Annotated in this window: 18 protein-coding genes; 12 read left to right on the plus strand and 6 right to left on the minus strand. The window is 67.1% G+C overall.

Annotation, left to right across the window (positions count from 1 at the left end; all coding sequences use genetic code 11):
* Positions 1-61: 61 nt before the first annotated feature.
* The 3 genes from ACK41U_RS01860 to ACK41U_RS01870 all read right to left on the minus strand — a co-directional run bounded on the left by ACK41U_RS01860 (position 62) and on the right by ACK41U_RS01870 (position 2,571).
* Positions 62-1,159, minus strand: coding sequence for an ABC transporter ATP-binding protein (locus tag ACK41U_RS01860; RefSeq protein ID WP_409675077.1), 1,098 nt, complete (start codon positions 1,157-1,159; stop codon positions 62-64).
* A 189-nt stretch (positions 1,160-1,348) separates the two neighbouring features.
* Positions 1,349-2,050: a hypothetical protein gene (locus ACK41U_RS01865; protein WP_409675080.1), complete on the minus strand. Its 702-nt coding sequence runs from the start codon at positions 2,048-2,050 to the stop codon at positions 1,349-1,351.
* A gap of 125 nt (positions 2,051-2,175) precedes the next feature.
* Positions 2,176-2,571 (minus strand): hypothetical protein, encoded by a 396-nt coding sequence (locus ACK41U_RS01870; RefSeq protein WP_409675083.1) that lies wholly within the window; start codon positions 2,569-2,571, stop codon positions 2,176-2,178.
* Positions 2,572-3,112: 541 nt separating this feature from the next.
* Between ACK41U_RS01870 and ACK41U_RS01875 the strand changes: the two genes are divergently transcribed.
* From ACK41U_RS01875 to ACK41U_RS01895, 5 genes are all read left to right on the plus strand, one after another.
* Positions 3,113-3,826, plus strand: a complete 714-nt coding sequence (locus ACK41U_RS01875; RefSeq protein ID WP_409675086.1) for a prephenate dehydrogenase/arogenate dehydrogenase family protein — start codon at positions 3,113-3,115, stop codon at positions 3,824-3,826.
* Between the two features lie 91 nt (positions 3,827-3,917).
* Positions 3,918-5,276, plus strand: a complete 1,359-nt coding sequence (gene hmgA / locus ACK41U_RS01880) for a homogentisate 1,2-dioxygenase (protein ID WP_409675089.1) — start codon at positions 3,918-3,920, stop codon at positions 5,274-5,276.
* A gap of 104 nt (positions 5,277-5,380) precedes the next feature.
* Positions 5,381-6,592: a fumarylacetoacetase gene (gene fahA / locus ACK41U_RS01885; RefSeq protein ID WP_409675092.1), complete on the plus strand. Its 1,212-nt coding sequence runs from the start codon at positions 5,381-5,383 to the stop codon at positions 6,590-6,592.
* Between the two features lie 214 nt (positions 6,593-6,806).
* Complete coding sequence (locus ACK41U_RS01890; protein WP_409675095.1) at positions 6,807-7,148, plus strand: zinc ribbon domain-containing protein YjdM; 342 nt, start codon at positions 6,807-6,809, stop codon at positions 7,146-7,148.
* Between the two features lie 244 nt (positions 7,149-7,392).
* Positions 7,393-8,640 (plus strand): Hsp70 family protein, encoded by a 1,248-nt coding sequence (locus ACK41U_RS01895; RefSeq protein WP_409675098.1) that lies wholly within the window; start codon positions 7,393-7,395, stop codon positions 8,638-8,640.
* Positions 8,641-8,705: 65 nt separating this feature from the next.
* On the opposite strand, the gene ACK41U_RS01900 is transcribed toward ACK41U_RS01895, so the two are convergent.
* Entirely contained in the window at positions 8,706-9,326 is a 621-nt protein-coding gene (locus ACK41U_RS01900) for a hypothetical protein (protein ID WP_409675101.1), read from the minus strand.
* Positions 9,327-9,520: 194 nt separating this feature from the next.
* On the minus strand, positions 9,521-9,757 hold the full coding sequence (locus tag ACK41U_RS01905) for a hypothetical protein (protein ID WP_409675104.1): 237 nt from the start codon (positions 9,755-9,757) through the stop codon (positions 9,521-9,523).
* A gap of 134 nt (positions 9,758-9,891) precedes the next feature.
* Between ACK41U_RS01905 and ACK41U_RS01910 the strand changes: the two genes are divergently transcribed.
* From ACK41U_RS01910 to ACK41U_RS01925, 4 genes are read left to right on the plus strand one after another with little or no spacing between them, the layout of a single operon-like run.
* Positions 9,892-11,952: an HAD family hydrolase gene (locus ACK41U_RS01910; protein ID WP_409675107.1), complete on the plus strand. Its 2,061-nt coding sequence runs from the start codon at positions 9,892-9,894 to the stop codon at positions 11,950-11,952.
* Entirely contained in the window at positions 11,945-13,138 is a 1,194-nt protein-coding gene (locus ACK41U_RS01915) for a glycosyltransferase (protein WP_409675110.1), read from the plus strand. The genes ACK41U_RS01910 and ACK41U_RS01915 overlap by 8 nt, the downstream gene beginning before the upstream one ends.
* The gene (locus ACK41U_RS01920) at positions 13,135-14,109 is read left to right on the plus strand and encodes a glycosyltransferase family 2 protein (RefSeq protein WP_409675113.1); all 975 of its coding nucleotides are present in this window, start codon (positions 13,135-13,137) and stop codon (positions 14,107-14,109) included. Before ACK41U_RS01915 ends, ACK41U_RS01920 begins: the two co-directional genes overlap by 4 nt.
* An 11-nt stretch (positions 14,110-14,120) precedes the next feature.
* Positions 14,121-15,296: a glycosyltransferase gene (locus ACK41U_RS01925; RefSeq protein WP_409675116.1), complete on the plus strand. Its 1,176-nt coding sequence runs from the start codon at positions 14,121-14,123 to the stop codon at positions 15,294-15,296.
* 129 nt (positions 15,297-15,425) lie between these two features.
* Here ACK41U_RS01925 and ACK41U_RS01930 read toward each other — a convergent pair whose 3' ends face one another.
* Positions 15,426-15,596: a hypothetical protein gene (locus ACK41U_RS01930; RefSeq protein ID WP_409675119.1), complete on the minus strand. Its 171-nt coding sequence runs from the start codon at positions 15,594-15,596 to the stop codon at positions 15,426-15,428.
* A gap of 283 nt (positions 15,597-15,879) precedes the next feature.
* Here ACK41U_RS01930 and ACK41U_RS01935 point away from each other — a divergent pair, with 283 nt between their 5' ends.
* The 3 genes from ACK41U_RS01935 to ACK41U_RS01945 all read left to right on the plus strand — a co-directional run bounded on the left by ACK41U_RS01935 (position 15,880) and on the right by ACK41U_RS01945 (position 18,831).
* Positions 15,880-16,296 (plus strand): PRC-barrel domain-containing protein, encoded by a 417-nt coding sequence (locus tag ACK41U_RS01935; RefSeq protein WP_409675122.1) that lies wholly within the window; start codon positions 15,880-15,882, stop codon positions 16,294-16,296.
* Between the two features lie 214 nt (positions 16,297-16,510).
* Positions 16,511-16,918, plus strand: coding sequence for a BLUF domain-containing protein (locus tag ACK41U_RS01940; protein ID WP_409675125.1), 408 nt, complete (start codon positions 16,511-16,513; stop codon positions 16,916-16,918).
* A gap of 308 nt (positions 16,919-17,226) precedes the next feature.
* Entirely contained in the window at positions 17,227-18,831 is a 1,605-nt protein-coding gene (locus tag ACK41U_RS01945) for an ABC transporter substrate-binding protein (protein WP_409675127.1), read from the plus strand.
* Positions 18,832-18,915: the final 84 nt, after the last annotated feature.

Below are 18,915 nucleotides of genomic sequence, written 5' to 3' on the forward strand. Positions count from 1 at the left end.
CGGGTCGCGAAGGACCGCGATCCGCGCGCGATTCGGAAGGCGCGGGACAGTGGCGCGCGGCTCAGGCATGGGCATGATCCCGGCGGGGCTGGTGCGCGGGCGCATCGCGGCTGTCGCGGGGGATGACCCAGCCGCCGGTGATCCGGACCCCGATCACCGATTGCGGCGGCAGCGGCGCGGTCAGGGTCAGCGACAGGTTTTCGACCCCGATCCCGCGCGGCAGGATATGGGTCAGATAGTGCCCGTTGCGGAAACTCTGCGCCAGAACCTCGGCCCGGAAATGGCCCGGCCCGGTGACCACGTGCAGATCCTCGCGGTGCAGGCACAGCCAGCCCGCACCGGGGGCGGCCTGACCGGCCACGCGCAGCGCCACGCCGTCCAGATCAAGATCGCAAAGCCCGTCACGCTGCGCACTCACCCGCACCGGAAGGGTCGCGCCATGGCCGATGAAGCGCGCCACCATCGGCGTGGCCGGGCGGCGATACAGATCCTCGGGCGTGCCGGTCTGCTGGATCGTCCCCGCCTCCATGACCGCGATATGGCTGGCCACCGCCATCGCCTCGTCCTGATCATGGGTCACGAGGATGAAGGTCGCGCCGGTCCGGGCGTGCAGGCGGCGGAACTCGGCCAGCATCTGCTGGCGCAGATGCGCGTCCAGATTGGCCAGCGGCTCGTCCAGCAGCAGGATCCCCGGCTGCAGCGCCAGCGACCGCGCCAGCGCCACCCGCTGCCGCTGGCCGCCCGACAATTCGTGCGGGCGGCGTGCGGTCAGATGGCTCAGCCCGACCGTCTCCAGCACCTCGCGGATGCGTGCCTCGCGGGCGGGGCGGGGCATCGCGCGGGCCTTCAGCGCGAATTCGACATTGCCGCGCACGGTCATGTTCGGCCACAGCGCATAGGACTGAAACACCATGCCCAGACCGCGCTGTTCGGGCGGCACGAAACGACCGGGCGCTGCGATCACGCGGTCATCAAAGCGCAGCTCTCCGGTATCGACCGTCTCCAGCCCGGCGATCAGGCGCAGAAGCGTGGTCTTGCCGCAGCCCGACGGCCCCAGCAGGGCCAGAAACGCGCCCGCTGGCAGATCAAGCCGGATATCGTTGAGAACCGGGTTTCCGTCAAAGGATTTGCCCAGCCCCCGTGCGGTCAGTTGCGGCATGACGACTCCTTGTCAGGAGGCTGGTAGAGGCCGGTGGTGACAGCAGGGTGAAAGCCGGGTGACGGTTTTGCGAAGGCAGGCCCGCGCATGCGGCAAAGCGCGCCGGACATCCGGGTTGCCCGAGGGCACCCCGTCCGGCGCGCATGCGGTGTGATCGCCCAAGCTGTGGCAGGCCCGTTGATCCCGCGGCTACTGGCTGCGGCAGAACTGTGCCACCTGTTCGTCGCTATAGGGAACAGTGCCACGCTTGCGCGCCACCAGTTGCCCGTCACTGTTGCGCGAACATGTCACAAAGCGCGAGATCGGGGGCGGGGCCGCAGGCTGCCTGCTGACAAAGTTGGACGCGGTCCGCTGCGCCCGTTCCGCCGACCGGCGCTCGGACGACGAGCAGATGCTGCTGGACGGAATCGTTCCGACCTGCCGCAGCGCCGCGCAGGCATTCGGGTCCCTTCGGGCGATCATGATCAGCGCGGCCTCGCCCTGCCCCATCTGCGCCAGCAGGCAGGCCTCATCGACCTGAGTGACGCCACCCGAGGCGCCCCCTCCGATCAGTGAGATCCCGATACTGCCCCCAAGGCCGCAGGGATGACCCGATCCCATGGACGGCGGCTGGACCGACGGCGCCGATCGCACCTTGTACGAGCCGCTGTATTCATGTTGCGCCCTGGTGGTTGCATTGCCGCGCTGATCGAGGTATATTTGGGCATTGGACGTACCGCCGGAGGCCGACGACGACGCCGCGCTTTCGACCTGTGCGGAACTTGACGAACCGGATGTGGAATTGCTGGTCATCGTCTGGGCTTCTGCCGAGGATGACCACATCGCCGTTGCTGAAATGATGAACGCCACGGCATATCGTGCTGGGTTTTTAATCGTGAAATTGCGGTCCATAGTTTACTCCTCCCCTCCGAACGCAGAGGTGGTGATGAAGGCCGGAGTCGGCACGTTCGGACACCCACCCCGGCCAACTTAAGCCCGCACATGCAGGCCTAAGCTTTAGGCACCGATCGTTGCCGTTACGGCAGGATGGTACCAAAGCCGCCGAAGGCACCTGCGGTGCTTCCGTTCGTACCCGTATAGGCGCCCGACGCGCCGGCTCCGCCGAAGCCGAAAGAGGCGGTCGTCGACGTGTTGCTCACGCCGCCAGCAGCGGTGGTGCCCGACCCGGACCCCGATGCCGCGCCACCAAAGCCCAGGGTGGTGAACCCGCCGGCCGCACCGGTCGAGGACAGGTTCATCGTGGTGGTGTTGGAGGCCGCCGCAGCGCCGCCGAAGGTGCCGGCGCCCGAGCTGCCCTGATAGACCGCGCCACTGGACGAATTCGACCAGGACCCGGTGCCCAGAACCGTCTGTGCCGATGCGGCACCCACGGTGAGAAAGACCGCTGAAGCGGCAATCAAGAACGTTTTCATTTGCTTATCTCCCTTGCTGGAAGCGACTCACCGCCGCTTCACAAACTATTGTTAGCACAAATGCGCCTGTCGCGCAATAAAGTTTCGTTTGAAGGACCTTTTGCGCAATTTAATTACTCGCTTAAGTTGAAGGCTCGCAAATGCGCAATCATAAGCTGTGCGATGACGCCGCAGCATCTGTCCGGGCTATGGGCCGCGTGGCGCGCTCTGCCAGACCCGGCCCGAGGGGAATTCGCACAAGACAGCAACCCGCGCGTCGCAAGCAGGATCGGATGCTATCGTGCGCGTCAAGCGACCTTTTGGCCGCGCGCATCTGACCGCGCTTCGGAAACAGCCGTTGCGGTATCGGGGCGGTTGACAGGTCGGACCGGCGCCGATACTGGCCCGCATTATGGAACCGACAAGCCGCCCCCTGCCGACCTGCTATTATCCGCTGCCCTGAGCAGCGGACGGCCTTGTCATGTCACCGCTGCGCCCGCCAGCGGTCGCATATCGGAGACAGTCCCGGACCCTGGCGCCTCTTCCCCTCAAGGAAAACGCCATGTCCCTCCTGTTGCCTCCTTCGGTCCTCATTCTCGGCTTCGGCGCGTTCGGGCGTCTGATGGCCGCGCATCTGACGCCGCATCTGCCGGTCGCAGTCTGCGATCCTGCGCTGGAACCCGGCCAGACCGGTCTTCCGGTCGTGCCACTGTCGGGCGCCGCTGCGTTCGACATCGTGGTGCTGGCCGTGCCGGTCCCCGCGCTGGCCGCGTGCCTGCGCCAGCTCGCGCCGCATCTGCGCCCCGGCCAGATCGTCGTTGACACCTGCTCGATCAAAGAGGAACCGGCGCGGCTGATGCAGGCTTTGCTGCCGGACCATGTGCAGCTGCTGGGATGCCATCCCATGTTCGGCCCGCAAAGCGCGCGTCACGGCGTGGCGGGCCAGCGGGTGGTTCTGTGCCCGCTGCGCGGCACCGGCTGGCGCAGGATCGCGGCCTTTCTGCGCCACCGGATGCGGCTGCGGGTGGTGCTGTCCTCGCCCGAGGAGCACGACCGCCACGCGGCCCTGACCCAGGGGCTGACGCATCTGCTGGCCCGCGCGATGCATCAGCTTGCCCCCCATCCCACCATCCGCACCCGCAGCTTTGATCTGATCATGGAGGGGCTGGGCATGGTCGGGCAGGATGCCCCCGAGGTGTTCGAGGCGGTGACGCGCGGCAATCCGCATCTGCCCGCACTGCGCCAGAGGCTGGCGCAGCTTCTGTCCGAAGGCTGACCGCCCGAAACCGGGTCGCAAAGGGCTTGACATCGTTGCACTCGCAACGACAATATCATTGCAACTGCAACAAGCGCGCCGGAGGATTGCCGTGACGCCCCATGACCCGCCGCATGGCCTGACCCGCGCCGCCTCGATTGGCGCGCATGCGGGCTATATGCCCGGCTTTGGCAATGACTTTGAAACCGAGGCCCTGCCGGGCGCCCTGCCGCAGGGCCAGAACAGCCCGCAGAAATGCAACTATGGCCTTTATGCCGAGCAGCTGTCGGGCACGGCCTTCACCGCGCCGCGCGGCCAGAACGAGCGGACATGGTGCTATCGCATCCGCCCCTCGGTCCACCATACGGGGCGGTTCACGCGCATTGATCTGCCGCATTGGAAGACGGCGCCGCATGTGCTGCCCGATGTCACCAGTCTGGGCCAGTACCGCTGGGACCCGATCCCGGTGCCCGACCAGCCACTGACATGGCTGACCGGCATGCGCACGATGACCACGGCGGGCGACGTGAACATTCAGGTCGGCATGGCCACCCATGTCTATCTGGTCACCCGGTCCATGCAGGACGAATATTTCTTTTCCGCCGACAGCGAACTGCTGGTCGTCCCGCAGGAGGGGCGGCTGCGCTTTTGCACCGAACTGGGCGTGATCGACCTGGAGCCGCGTGAGATCGCCATTCTGCCGCGCGGCCTCGTCTACCGGGTCGAGGTGCTGGACGGCCCCGCCCGCGGCTTTGTCTGCGAGAATTACGGCCAGAAATTCGACCTGCCCGGCCGCGGCCCCATCGGGGCGAACTGCCTCGCCAATCCGCGCGATTTCAAGTCCCCGGTGGCGGCGTTCGAGGATCGCGAGGTGCCAGGCCGCGTCATCATCAAATGGTGCGGGCAATTCCATGAGACGCGGATCGGCCACAGCCCGCTGGATGTGGTGGCGTGGCACGGCAATTACTGCGCGTATAAATACGACCTGCGGACCTATTCTCCGGTCGGTGCGATCCTGTTCGACCATCCCGACCCGTCGATCTTTACCGTTCTGACCGCGCCCTCGGGGCAGGAGGGTACCGCGAATATCGACTTTGTGCTGTTCCGCGAGCGCTGGATGGTGGCGGAACACAGCTTTCGCCCGCCCTGGTATCACAAGAACATCATGTCCGAGCTGATGGGCAACATCTATGGCGTCTATGATGCCAAGCCGCAGGGGTTCGCGCCGGGGGGCATCAGCCTGCACAACTGCATGCTGCCCCACGGCCCCGACCGCGATGCGTTCGAGGGCGCCAGCAATGCGGAACTGGGCCCCGAAAAGCTGGACAACACCATGTCCTTCATGTTCGAGACCCGGTTCCCCCAGCACCTGACCGAATTTGCCGCCCACGAGGCGCCGATGCAGCGGGACTATGTCGAGGTCTGGGATCAGCTGCGCAAGAAGTTCGACGGCACGCCGGGGGTCAAGTAGGCGTCCCCTCCCCGGATTTCGTTGCAATGAGAACCATCCCTGCCCTTTGTTTCAGTTGCAACGTCCAGCCCCCCGAGCTTTCTGCAAGACAAGCGAGACCCGACATGCCGCATCCGATCCAGCGCAGCCAGGTGGCTGCGGCGAACGACCCCGATGGCCAGTTCCCGATCCAGAACCTGCCCTATGGCGTGTTCTCGACCGATGGCACCGCGCCGCGCTGCGGGGTGGCGATCGGCGACCGGGTCCTGGATCTGGCCGCCTGCGAGGCGCGGGACCTGCTGGACGCGGGCGGCACCTTTGCGGCCCCGCAGCTGAACGATTTCATCGCGCGGGGTCGGTCCGAATGGGACCGCATCCGCGCCCGGCTGACCGCCCTGCTGGCCCATGACGGGCCGGGTGACCTGCCGCTGGTGGCGATGGCGGACGCGCGCCTGCATCTGCCGGTCCGGGTGACCGGGTTCACCGACTTCTATGCCTCGAAAAACCACGCCTTCAATGTCGGTCTGCTGTTCCGCGGCCCCGAAAACGCACTGCCGCCGCAATGGACGCATATGCCCATCGGCTATAACGGGCGGGCGTCCTCGGTCGTCGTCTCGGGCACCGACATCCGTCGCCCCATGGGACAGGTCAAAGCCGAGGGTGGCCCCGAATGGACCGCCTGCCGCCGTCTGGATCTGGAGCTGGAACTGGGCGCCATCGTCGGTGCCGACAGTGCCATGGGCGATCGGATCAGCGTGGATCAGGCCGAGGACATGATCTTTGGCTATGTGCTGCTGAACGACTGGTCGGCGCGCGACATTCAGGCCTGGGAATACCAGCCGCTGGGGCCGTTCCAGTCCAAGGCGCTTGGCACCACGATCAGCCCGTGGATCGTGACCCAGGCCGCGCTGGAGCCGTTCCGCAGCGCGGGCGCTGTGCGCGACCACGACCTGCTGCCCTATCTGCACGAAAACCGCCCCGGCTTTTACGACATGATCGTCGGCTGGACGATGAACGGCCAGACGATGGCGCGGACGAATTACAACGTGATGTACTGGTCCAGCGCACAGCAACTGGCGCATCACGCGGTCTCGGGCTGCCCGATGCGGGTGGGCGATCTGTTGGGGACAGGCACGATCTCGGGGGCCACCCCCGACCAGACCGGCGCGCTGCTGGAGATGACGCAGGGCGGCACGGCCCCGGTCACCGTGAACGGCGCCCCCCGCACCTTCATCGAGGACGGCGACGAGATCGGGCTGTTCGGCTTTGCCCAGGGCGAGGGCTTTCGCGTGGGCTTTGGCCCCTGCACGGGGCGCATTCTGCCCGCCCGCCCATAACAGCGCGCCTGCGCGATTGCTGGCGGTCCCCGGCCTTGTGGCGGGCGCAGATCGCGCAGGCGCCGGAAGGGCGTCGCCGATGATCGGGGGCCGGTCGATCGGGTGGCGGGCGCCGGGATGATGATCTGCGTGCCGGTGACGGCGCGGGCATGCCGTGGTTGTCGATGCCACCTATCTGCTATTCTTGCCGGATCTGCTGCGCTATAGGCGGTCCATGACCGATCTTTTGCCGCCGTGCCCCGAATGCCGCTCTGTCTACACCTATGTGGCGGAGTCCCTGCTGACCTGTCCGGAATGCGGGCATGAATGGTCGGCTGATGCCCCAACAGAGGCAGGCGCCGAGATCCGCGACAGCGTTGGCAATCTGCTTGCGGACGGCGACACGGTGACCGTGATCAAGGACCTGAAGCTCAAGGGCTCTTCGGGCGTGATCAAGGTCGGCACCAAGGTCCGCGGCATTCGTCTGGTGGACGGCGATCATGACATTGACTGCCGGATTCCGGGGGTGGGCCAGATCGGCCTCAAATCGCAGTTCGTCAGGAAGGTGGGCGACTGAGGAGGGGGCCGTGATCCCCTGCGCGTCACCCCGGATCGTGCCGCTGCGACCGTCGGGGTTCGCGCCTGCGGGCCGTCGGGGGCTGCGCGACGGCGCCTGACCCGGCGACCGCCCCCGTTCTGGTCCGCATGCCCACGCAACAGCACGTTCCGGTCATCCTGCGCCCGCATCTGGCCGGGCTTGCTTGACACCCCTTGCGCCCACCTCTATCCGGGCGGACTTCTGCGGGATCGGGGGCCGGAACATGTCACGCAATGGCCGCGCCTTGGGCGTCGACTTTGGCACGTCGAATTCGGCGGCGGGTTACCTGCGCGACGGCAGGCCGCACCTGATCGAGATGGCGCCCGGTCAGACCACGATGCCGACAACCTTTTTCTTTGATCACGAACGCCGCCGGACACTGATCGGCGATCCTGCCAATCAGGCGCTGCTGGATGGTCTGGACGGCCGGTTCATGCGCGCGCTCAAACGCGTTCTGGGCACCACGCTGATGCATGAAAAGCGCCAGATCCTGAATGAGCGCGTGACCTTCGTCGAGATCATCGCGCGCTTTCTGAATCAGATCAAGACCCGCGCCGAGGCCGAGGCGGGCATGACCTTCGACCGGGTGCTGTCCGGGCGTCCGGTGGTGTTTCACGGGTCTGGCGATCCGCGCGAGGCCAGGGCCGAGGCCGATCTGCGCGCCTGCTATCTGGCGGCGGGGTTTCTTGAGGTCGATTTCATGCCCGAGCCCGAGGCCGCCGCCATCGCCAGCGGCGCGCTGGAACAGTCGGGCCGGATCGGGCTGATCGTCGATGTCGGCGGCGGCACGTCGGATTTTTCGTTGTTTCGTTCCGGTCCCGAGGGCGTTGCGATCCTTGGCAGCCATGGCGTGCGCATCGGTGGCACCGACTTTGACCGCGCGATCAGCATCGAGCGGGTGATGCCGCTGCTGGGCCGGGGAACCGAGCTGCGCAAGGCCATGGGCGCGGGCACATCCCCGACGCCCAACGCGATTTTCAACGACCTTGCCACCTGGGAAAAGATCCCCTTTGTCTACACCCCGCAGAACCGGCGCATGACCGCCGGGATGGTGCGGCTGGCCGAGCAGCCGGAAAAGCTGGCCCGGCTGGCGAAGGTGCTGGAGGATGAGCTGGGACATGATCTGGCCTTTGCCGTCGAGCGGGGCAAGATCGCCGCCAACGGTGGCGCCGTGCAGCCCCGCATCCTGCTGGACCAGATCGAGCGTGACCTCTCTGCCCCGCTGCCGCCCGAGGCGCTGACAGACTGCCTTGCGCGCCACGCGGACACGCTGGCCGGGGGCGCACACGAGACATTGCGCCTTGCAGGTCTTGACGCGGGCCGGGTGCAGCAGGTGGTCTATGTCGGCGGCTCCAGCCTGATGTCGATGGTGTCGGGCACGATGAGGGCGCAGTTTCCCGCGGCCGACCATTCCTTCAACAACGTCTTCACGGCGGTCACCGACGGTCTGGCCATCGCGGCAGGACGCTGACCCGTCGCCCCCTTGTCCCCGGCGCAGGTCTGCACGGTTCATCGGCCCGCGCGGTTGGCCCGGCCTTAGCTCAGTTCCGTGATCTTGCGCTCGATGCTCCTGCGGCCCCGGCGGGATCTGATCTGCCGGGCATACAACGTCTCGGGCACAAGCGCGCGTTTGCCGGGCCCCTCATCGCGTCTGAAGCTGCGCTTTGCCGCGACGATGCTGTTGGTCGCGGCCGTGATGGCCGCCACCGTGATCTCGATGCGGCTGATGTCGTCCAGGTCGATCGGCTCGAAGAACTGCAGGCGGTCTCGTTCCAGCAGATCCTTGATGCTGCCGATATCGACGTATTCGCCGCTTTTCAGCGGGCCCTGCAGCGTCGCCTCGCTGGGGGACCGGCGCTCGGCCCGTGCCACCTCGGCGACCTCGGCGCGGTCGGCAACCGATGATGTCCGCTCGCCGTCGCCACTCCAGACCGTCAGAATGATTTCAAGGATATAGACCGGCTCGAAGCCCAGATTGCTGACCAGCGCACGGGCGGAAAAGCTGCGCTCGCCGCCCAGATTGATCAGGATCTCGGTGCGGCGCTGTCGGCGCAGACCAGACACGATGATATGCAGATAGAATACCCAGACCAGCGCGGTGACGCCTGACATCATCGCCTGCACAAGACCGCTGTTCTCTTCGATCCACCCCAGCATCAGTGCCGTGCCCGCCGCAGACGTGGCGACCCTTCGCGGCGCGGGTCGGCGTCCGGTCTGCCGGCCTTCGCATCAACGCTATCCGTCATGTTCACTCTCCGCCAATCAACTGGTGCGTGGCGTAACCAGCGGATGACCCAACTGTTCCAACCCACGGCGCAGGCGGTTTTCAAAGCCTTTGCAATCGCTTCTGGTCAGGGCGTCAGCGCCGCCAGAACAGCCTCGCGGACCGCGCGCAGGGGATGGGCCAGCAGATCCACGTCGTGCAACACCTGCGCGGCATGCAGACAGGGCAGATCGCCCGCCAGTTGCCGCGGCGCCGCATTCCCGTGGTCGATCAGCCGGGACAGACATAGCGATGGGGCATCCGAAACCCCTGCCCTGTTACGCGGGCGGGCGGGCGGGCGGGCGAAACGCGCCGATTGCGTCAAGGGTGCCTGCGCAATGGCCAGAAATAGATCTTTGTCAATTGTGCGTCGGATTGGTGAACTGTTGTGCCCCGTTCGGGTTGTCTTTCCGGCACCCGGTCCACGACCCCGCCTTCCCATCGCCAAAGGCATCCGTCATGCACATCCTTCATCTGGCCTTGGGCGGCTGTCTCAGGGCGCCTCCGGTCTGTTACGGCATCACCGAAGACACCGGCGGGCATATCGCATATGTTCTGGGCGCGGCGATGGCGCAGGCGGCCCGTCCCGATGTCGGTTCGGTCGACATCGTCACCCGTGCCTTTCATCAGCCGGGGCTGGACCCGCTCCATGCGGCGCCGGTCGAGATGGTCGCGCCCGGCTGCCGCATCCTGCGCCTGAAGACCGCCAACAGCCGCTATCTGGCCAAGGGCGCGCTGGAGGCCGAGATCCCGGCGCTGATCCGTGCGTTCTGTGACCTGCTGGCGGGGATGCCCCGGCGGCCGGATGTCATCCACGCCCATTTCGCGGATGCCGCCCGGCTGGCGCGCGCGGCGCAGCGGGAATTCGGCATCCCGTGGATCTATACCCCCCATTCGCTGGCCCTGCAAAAGGACCCGCAGGCCGCCGGGCGTTCCGGTCTGCGCCCGCGCATCCGCGCCGAGCGCGCGGCGATCACCCGCGCCAGTGCCATCATCGTCTCGTCGCGCGATGAGGCCGAGCGGCAGCTGCGGCCCTATGGCGCCGATGGCGAGGGGCGCAGCCATTGCATCGCACCGGGCGTGCACCTGGCGCGCGATCAGGGGCCGGGCGCGGCGGATCTGCTGCTGGCGCCGCTTTTGCGCGAGGCCGGTCTGCCCATCGTGCTGGCCGTGGCACGCCCGGTGCACAAGAAGAACCTCGCCGGGCTGATCGAGGCCTATGCGGCCTCGGACGAACTGCGGGCGCGGGCCAATCTGGTCATCCTTGCCGGGCAGCATGACGGGATCGAGGCGCGCGCGACCGGAACCGGCCCCACCGAACAGGCGCGGGTGCTGCGCGATCTGTTCGACCGGATCGACCGTCACGGGCTGGCGGGCAAGGTCGCATTGCCACCGCGCCATGACGCGGTGCAGCTGCGCGCGCTCTATGCACGGGCGGCGCAGGGGGGCGTGTTCGTCAATCCCGCACTGCACGAGCCTTTCGGGCTGACCCTGATCGAGGCGGCACAGGCCGGGGTGCCGGTCGTGGCCACCCGCCACGGCGGGCCGGTCGACATTGTCGCGCAATTGGGCCATGGCGCATTGGTCGATCCCTCAGATCCGCACCAGATCGCCGGGGCCTGCCTGCGGCTGATGGGTGACGCGCCCGGCGCGCGGGCAGCACAGGACCGGGCGCTGGCCGGGTATGACTGGGCCACATGGGCCGCGCGGTCGGTCGCCGTCTGCCGCAGCCTGCGCCGCCCGATGCCCGCGCCGCGCCGCGATCTGCGCCGTATCCTCGCCTGCGACATCGACGGCACGCTGACGGGCTGCGCCCGATCGGCACGACGGTTCGGCCTCTGGCACGGCGCCCGTTCGCCACAGATCCTGTTCGCGGTCGCGACGGGGCGGTCGGTGTCGCAGGCGCGCGGCGTGCTGGAGGCGTGGTCCCTGCCGCTGCCCGATCTGTTCATCACCTCGGTCGGCAGCGAGATCTGGCGCTGGTCCGGTGGCAGCCGGCTGCATCTGTGCCGCGACTACGCACAGCATCTGGACCGCGACTGGGACCGGGACGCGATCATGGCGCGGATCGGCGCGCAGGCCCTTGCAGGCCCCGACTGGCAGCCCGGCCATGAGCAGCGCCGCTGGAAGCTGTCGCTGTTCGGCACAGCGGCACAGGCGGCCCGGATCCGGCTGGATCTGGCCCGCGCCGGGCTGGCCGCGCATGTCATCCCCTCGCACGGGCGCTTTATCGACATTCTGCCCGCAGCGGCGGGCAAGGCGGCGGCGCTGGCCTTCGAGGCCGCGCGCCATGGGCTGACGCTGACGCAGTGCATTGCGGCGGGCGACAGCGGCAATGATGCGGATATGCTGGCGGCCAGCGGCGCCTCGATCCTGCCTGCCAATGCCTATGCCGAACTGGCGCATCTGCGCGGCGGCGGCATCTATCTCAGCCCCTATCCCCATGCCGGGGGGGTGATGGACGGGCTGGCGCGTCTGGGGCTGACCGCAGGGCATCGGGCGGGGCTGCACCATGCGTGACGCGCCCATCACCCCCGCCGATCAGCGGCCCTTTGGCTATTTCGTACATCATCAGGGTCGCGGCCATGCCGAGCGCTGCGCGGCCATCGTCAACGCGCTGCCGCCCTGCCGCCCGGTGACGATCTTCTGCGCGCGCGACGACATCTTTCCGCCGCTGCCGCCCCATGCCCGCATCCACCTGATCCCCTCGCTGTTCGAGCGGGCGGGCGGCGAAGGCGACATGGACCACCTGCCCACCCCCGACACGCTGCATTGCGCGCCTCTGGGCTGGCCGGGCATCCGCAGGGCGATGGGGCAGATCGCGGCATGGTTCGCCCGCGCGGATCCCGCGCTGATGATCTGCGATGTCAGTGCCGAGATCGCGCAGCTGGCCCGGATCTGTTCCGTTCCCCATGTCAAGGTCCTCCAGCACGGCGACCGGGGCGATCCGGGGCATCAGGCGGCCTATATGGGGGCGGTCGGCCTGTTGGCGCCCTTTGCCGCCGCGCTGGCGCAGCCCGACTGGCAGCCCTTTGCCGATCGCATCCATTTCGCGCCGGGTCTGGGGATCGACACAGCCCCCCTGCCCGACCGGGCTGCGGCGCGGCGCGCGCTGGGGCTGGAGCCTGACCGGGCGCTGGCGCTGGTCGTCTCGGGGGCGGGCGGGACCGGGTTTTCGCAGGCCCCCCTTGGCGTGGCCGCGCGGACCCGGCCCGACTGGCACTGGTTGACCATCGGCAGGTTGCAAGAGGAATGGCACGCGACCGCGGGCCGGAACCTGACCTTCAAGGGCTGGGTCGGCGACGCCGCCACCCATATCGCGGCGGCCGATCTGGTCATCTCGTCCACGGGCAACACAACCTGCGCGCAGGTGCTGGCGGCCGGGAAGCCGTGGATCGTCGTGCCCGAGTGGCGCTATTTCGACGAGCAACGCCTGAAGGCCATCGCACTGGATCGCGCGGGGGCGGCGCTGCACCTGCCGCATCTGCCCTCCAGCGCGCAGGCATGGGAGGCGGCCATCACCCGTGCGCAGGCGCGTCACGATCCGGCGGCGCAGGCGCGGCTGCTGTCACCGGACCCGGCCCCCGCCACCGCCGCCTGGCTGGAGGGGCTGGTCCGCGATCTCTGGGCGCCGCGCATGCAGCCGGAAGCCCGGCCCGCCCAACCACTGACCGAGCAATCCTCAACCAAAGGAATCCCCGCATGACACGCGTGTCCGCGCTGACCATCGCCTCGGGCCGTGACGCCCATCTGGCCAATGTGATCAAAGGCTTTCAGAACCAGACCCACCGCCCCGCCGAGCTGATCATCGGCGTCATGCAGGACAGCGATTACACGGACCTGCCGCCGGCGGATTTCCCGATCCGCCAGATCCGGATTTCGGGACCCGCACTGGCGCTGGCCGCGGCGCGCAATGCCGTGGCCGACGCCGCCACCGGCGATGTGCTGGTCTTTGTCGATGTCGACTGCATCCCCGATCCCGGTTTCGTGGCCAGCTATCTGGCGGCCATGCAGGGCCAGCGGGGTCTGTTCATGGGCGAGGTGCTGTACCTGCCCAAGGGCGCGACCGAAGACGGCCTCGATTTCGACCGCTTTGCCGGGATGGCCGTCAAGCATTCCGACCGGCAGGGGCCGCCCGCCTCGGGGCTGGCCGCCTGCAGCGATTACCGGTGTTTCTGGTCACTCAATTTCGCGATGCACCGGGCCTGCTGGCAGGCCGGTCCGCGCTTTGACGAGGATTTCACCGGCTATGGCGGCGAGGATACCGATTTTGGCCGCAGCCTGTCGGAGGCGGGCGCACCGATCTGGTGGATCGCGGGCGGGCGGGTCTATCACCAGTATCACCCCCATTGCATGCCTCCCGTCCACCACCTGCATTCGGTCCTGCGCAATGCCGAGGTCTTCGCGGCCAAATGGGGCCATCGCACGATGGAGCACTGGCTGTACGCCTTCCGCCTGATGGGCCTGATCGAAAACACGCCGGACGGGCTGCGGGTGCTGCGCGAACCCGGCCCGCGCGACTTCGCGCTGTGCGAGCAGCAGGCCCATATGCCCTATGCCAATTCGCGCCGCGTCATCGACCACCTGCATCAGATCCCCGCCGACGCGCGCGGACCCGACCGCGCCGCAGAGGTCGCCCGCGCCCAACGCGCGATGCTGCTGCCTGCCGCCCCATGACGGGTTCGCACATGACCGGGCAGCACCAGACCGACAGGCCACTGAACGTCGCGGTGCTTGCGCATTGCCGTCACCCGATCGCGGCCCCCTTCATGGGCGGGATGGAGGCGCATGCCCATCATCTGGTCCACGCATTGCAGGCGCGCGGCCACCGGGTGACGCTGGTGGCGGCGGGCGACAGCCGGGTGACGGTGCCGCTGCTGCCGCTGATGGACAGGCATTACGACCGCGATTTTCCGTGGCACGCCTTTCACGGCACCAGCCGGTTGAACACCCATCTGGACCAGCATCATGCCGAGGCGCTGGCCACCCTGTCGGGCATGGGCTTTGATGTGATCCACAACAACACGCTGCACCGCTATCCGCCGCGACAGGCGCGACGGGCGCGGGTGCCGATGGTCACCTCGCTGCATGTCCCGCCCTTTGACGCGCTGCGGCGGGCGGTGTGCGACAGCGTGGCGCCGTGGCATCCCGTCACCGGCTGCTCGGACCGGCATCTGGCGGCCTACTGGCCCGACGGCGTGCCGGATGACGCGCATGTGGTGCCGAACGGGATCGATCTGGCGCAATGGCCCTTTTGCCCGCAGGGCGATGGCTCGGCGGTCTGGGCCGGGCGCATCACGCCCAACAAGGCGCCCCATCTGGCCATCGCCGCCGCCCGCGCGGCGGGCGTGGCCCTGACCCTGTTCGGCGCCATCGAGGACGGCGATTATTTCGACGCCCGCATCCGTCCGGTCCTGTCCGGGAACATCCGCTTTGGCGGGCATCTGCCCGCCCGCGCGCTGGCTGCGGAATACGGGCGCGCCTCGGCCATGCTGTTCACGCCCCAATGGGACGAGCCCTTCGGCCTGTCCGCGATCGAGGCCATGGCCTGCGGCACCCCCGTCGCCGCCATCCGCATGGGCGCCGTGGACGAGGTTCTGGGCACGACCGGGCGCTATGCCGCCCCCGACGGCACCGGACTGGCCCATGCGCTGGTTCAGGCCATGGCCGTCCCCCGCCACCTGCCCCGGCAGCGGGTCGAGACGCGCTTCAGCCTTGACCGCATGATCGCGGGATACGAGCGCCTGTATCACAGCGCCATCACCGCCCGCGACGCCCCCGCGCCAGAGGTCGAGTTCGCCCTGATCGAACTGCCCGCTAGATTGCGCCCGGCAGGCGGTCTCCGACACGTTGGCGCGCCGTAATCCCGGCAGCCGACTCGCCGGAGCGCATGGCTGACGCGCAGGACGCGAAACCTGGCGGACCGGAAGGTGCATCCACCTTTGGTCCGGTCGCATCCCTCTGGCTGACCGCGCGGCGTTCCGGCGCGCCGTTCACGATCCTGCGACGTCCGGAGGGGGCGTTCCGGGTCGTCCCGCCTGTTCCAGTTGCGCCGACAGCCTTTCAAACAGCTTCAGGTAGCGCGCATTGTGCCGGTATGCCGACAGCGCCGTCACGATCATTTTCAACTCGGCTTTGGTGGTGGTAATCAATTGGTCCGGCACGAGGTGCTCCGATTTACGACTTTCATGCGATTAACTTACCGCTCTTCATATGGTTGCACGAAAATGCCGGTACGGGCCTGCATTGTCTTCAGGTGATGCCGCCCGACCATCAGAATCGTGGCGTCAGACATTGCTGACTGTGTGTCATATGAGCAGGTTGCCACCGCGATTTGCACATTTTTGCGCCATCTGCCTTGCGCCGTCTGCATGATCCTGAATCGCTGGCGGCAGGAACAACCGGCGCGTTCGTCAGTTGTCGGCCCATCAACCTGAGGAGGGTTTCATGACCGACAACACACTCAACACACCCATGGGCGACACGACTGCCGACGCCAACCGCGACGTTGCAGCAGAGGGAACGAACCGCCTGATCGCCTCGGACAAGATCGAAGGCACAGCGGTCTACAGCACCAATGGCGACCACATCGGCAGCGTGCACAACTTCATGGTCGACAAGGTGTCCGGCAAGGTCGCCTACGCGGTCATGTCCTTTGGCGGTTTTCTGGGCATTGGCGAACGCTATCACCCGCTGCCGTGGGAGGCGCTGAGCTATCGGTCCGATGTCGGCGGCTATGTCGTCTCGATCGACCCGGCACAGTTGGAAAACGCGCCCCATCACGGCCGCGAAGAGGACCCCTGGGCCGATCCCGCGTATGGGCCGCGGATCTATGACCATTACGGTCTGTTGATGCGGGTCTGATCTGGCCGGTGGCGGGCGCGATGTGCCCGCCATTTGCCATGACCATACGCTGGACCTGTCCCGCCGGTTCAGGCATCCTGCCCGGCAAAGGCCCCGGAGTCCCGCAGTCCCTGCGCGGTTTCCGCCTGTGTTCTGATCTGCCGCGCAGGGTCTGACAACGGCACGTCCAGCACGTGGTCACGTCGAAGCCTCGGCTCATGCGAAAGGGAATGACATGCAACTGACCCGGCTCGCCTATGCCTCCAACCACGGCGGCATCGCAGATGATGCCCTTGACGATATTCTGCGACGATCCCGCACCAACAATGATAAGGACGGCATTACCGGCGTTCTGGTTGTCAGCGACGAAGAGTTTGTGCAGCTTCTGGAAGGGCCGCGCACCGCCGTTTCCAGATGTTTCATGCGCATCATGCAGGACGTGCGCCACCACCATATCAGGGTGCTGCTTGCTGGCGCGATCGAGTCCCGCCTGTGCGCTGAAGGGGGCATGCGCTGCATCGCGACATCGCAATCGGATCAGGGGCCCCTGTCGCGCTACTGGATCAACGGCACATTCGAGCCGGACGAGATGTCGGAAGCCGCGATTTTGGGCCTGTGCCGGGACATCTCGGAAAGCACGTGAACCCGCGCGGCAACGCGGTCGCGACGATCTTGTCCGACAATATGGTGCAGGGCCTGGCTGATTGCCGGGCCATGTCGGTTGTGGCTGCGGATCGGTTGGCTGTCCGGCCAGTCCAGGTCCGCGCCCCCCGGCGCCATCCGCCACAGACAGGGCCGTTCTTCGCTGTCCTCTCCGATCATGCCGATGCGGCCCTGCTGCCCGCCGGAAGCGGACCGTCATACTTATATGATGATTGACAACTGCTGTACGACAACCAATGATCCGCAGGAGGGGGCGGAGCGATTCCATCCGCCGGCAGGGAGGTTCTGATGACATATTTCCGATCGACAGTGGCCGCAGCCGCGATTGCGCTGGGGATGCTTGGCGCATCCGCAAGCTGGGCCGAAACGCCGCCGGATCAGCTGATCGTGGCGACAACGCTGAACAACATCCTGACGCTGGACCCGGCGGGCATCACCGGCCGTGAGACGGTTCAGGTGCTGGGCAATGTCTATGATTCGCTGACCGTTCTCGACCACGCGAACCCCGGCGAATTCATCCCCCGCCTTGCCGAAAGCTGGGAGATTGCGCCCGACAACAGCGCCATCACCTTTCGCATCCGTCAGGGCGTCAGCTTTGCCTCGGGCAATCCGCTGACCGCCGAGGATGTGGCATGGTCGTTCCGCCGCCTGCTGACGCTCAATCTGGCGCAGGCGTCGTTCCTGCGCAGCCGGGGCTTTACCCCCGAGGCGGGCGACACGCAATTCGTGGCCGAGGATGACCACACGCTGACCATCAACCTGCCCCAACGCGACGATCCGCGCCTGCTGATGATGGTGCTGTCGCAGGCGGGGCCGGGCTCGATCCTCGACCGCGAACTGGCGCTGGCCAATGAGGTGGACGGCGATCTGGGCGCGGCATGGCTGCGCAACAACTCGGCCGGATCGGGCGCCTATGTGCTGACCAACTGGTCCTCGAACGAGAACGTGATCCTGACGCGCAATGACAGCTACTGGGGCGAGGCACCGGCCATGCGCCGCGTTCTGATGCGCCACCTGCCAGAGTCGCAATCCCAACGCCTGATGCTGGAGCGGGGCGATATCGACATCGGCTATTCGCTGCAGGCGGCTGACCTGAAGGCTTTGGATTCGCTGGAGGATGTGACGGTCGAGACGGTCTCGGGCGCGGGGTTCTACTACCTTGCGGTGTCGATGAAGGACGACCGCTTTGCCAACCCCAAGGTGCGCGAGGCGCTGCGTTATCTGATCGACTATGACGGCATCAATGCCGCGATCATGCCCTATTACGGCGTCAAGCATCAGCGGCTGTACAACAGCGGCTTCATGGGCAGCCTGCCCGATCCCGGCTATGCGCTGGACGTGGACAAGGCAAAGGCCCTGCTGGCCGAGGCGGGCTATGCCGACGGGTTCAGCGTGACCCTGCGCGCCCTGTCCGAGGCGCCGTTTCTGAACGCGGCCACCGCCATTCAGAACACGCTGGCGCAGGCGGGCATTCAGGCCGAGATCATCACCGGCTCGGGCGACCAGATCTATGGCGCCATGCGCGAGCGGAATTTCGAACTGCTGGTCGGGCGCGGCGGCGGCGGGCAGCAGCCCCACCCCGACAGCAACCTGCGCGCCATGGCCTATAACCCCGACAATTCCGACGATGCCGGGCTGACCAATTATCAGGCGTGGCGCACCAGCTTTTATGACGAGACGCTGAACGCGATGGTCGTCGATGCCCTGCTGGAACAGGACACGACCGCGCAGGCCGGGAAATACGAGGCGATCCTGACCCATCTGGACGAGGTCGTGCCCTCGATCCTGCCGTTTTCCGAGGTGGTCGATACCGCCGCCTATCGCAGCGATGTCGAGGGGCTGATCGTCAGCCCCTGGCTGACCCGCTTTGAAACGGTGGCCAAGGACCGGTGACCGCGCGGGGCCGGGCATGGCGCCCGGCCCCATTCGTCAGACAGATACCGGGCTTTGCGACGCTGCCGGATATGTCTTGGCGCA

It is taken from the genome of Paracoccus sp. (in: a-proteobacteria), from assembly GCF_046289755.1.
In the GTDB taxonomy this organism is placed as follows: Bacteria; Pseudomonadota; Alphaproteobacteria; order Rhodobacterales; family Rhodobacteraceae; genus Paracoccus.